Here is a 947-nt window from a genome sequence, read left to right on the forward strand (position 1 = left end):
CGCGCGCGGCGGCGCCGAGGAAGTCGGCGCGCGTGTGCACCGCCAGCCCGACGGCGGTCGTGGCGAGCGCGAGGGCGGCGAACGCCGCGCGCCGCCTCACGGCGTGCGCCGCACGGCGCGCCTCACGCGTCGACGACGCGCCAGCCGTCGAGCAGCGGCACCGACGCGCACGCCGGCGTGCCGTCGCGCCCGCGCCCCGCGATCGCCGCGTCGAGCGCCGCGCCGGGGCGCTCGGCGGCGTCGCGCAGCGCGTCGGTGATGCCGGCCAGCGGCACCTTGGCGCGGCGCGACCAGGGCGTGCCGGGCTGGCCGGCGTAGGTGCCGACGTTGACGTAGACGAAGCGCCGGTCCGGCGGCCCCTGCACCTCGGGCCCCCACGGCTCGCGCGTGGCGTCGCGCCGCGCGCGCACGGCGAGGCGCAGCTCGAACGTCGTCGCGTCGGCGTCGGCGCGCGCCGGCGGGACGAGCGCGTCGCGCCCGCGCTGCACGGCCAGCGCGACGCCCGGCACCGGGTCGCGCACGACGAGGCGCAGGAGGATCACGACGGCGGGCGCCGCGGCGGCGCGCTGGCGTTGTCCATGTCGGAGAAGATGAGCCACGGGCCGCCGCGCGCGCGGCGCAGCGTGAGCGTGAACTTGCCGACGTCCCCCGGCGCGTCGCCGTAGCCGTAGGCGCCGACGACGTACCCCGTGGTGTCGGCGGTCGCGTGGGCGAGGGCGCGCAGCCGCAGCGGCCCGCCGGCGGCGCCGGCGTCGGCGGCGCGGATCGCGTCGCGCCCGCGCACCGGCGCCTTCCCGCCCTGCAGCACGAAGCCGTCCTCGGCGCACAGCGCCGCCAGCGCGGCGGCGTCGCCAGCGCGCCAGTGGCGCTCGTAGTCGCGCAGCACGCGGTCGAGCGCCGCCGGGAGCGGCACCGACGGGAGCGCGCCGGCCGGCGCCGGCGCGTGG

Annotated in this window: 2 protein-coding genes; both read right to left on the reverse strand. The window is 81.5% G+C overall.

What is annotated here, in order from left to right; translation table 11 throughout:
* Nucleotides 1-122: 122 nt before the first annotated feature.
* Nucleotides 123-542, reverse strand: a complete 420-nt coding sequence (locus PYV61_RS25870; RefSeq protein WP_275836768.1) for a DUF5990 family protein — start codon at nucleotides 540-542, stop codon at nucleotides 123-125.
* Nucleotides 539-947 (reverse strand): DUF4440 domain-containing protein (locus tag PYV61_RS25875; protein ID WP_345785291.1); only part of this gene is annotated, 409 nt, incomplete at its 5' end. The genes PYV61_RS25870 and PYV61_RS25875, both read right to left, overlap by 4 nt.

Origin of the sequence: Roseisolibacter sp. H3M3-2, from assembly GCF_029211165.1 — a bacterium.
Lineage (GTDB): Bacteria > Gemmatimonadota > Gemmatimonadetes > Gemmatimonadales > Gemmatimonadaceae > Roseisolibacter.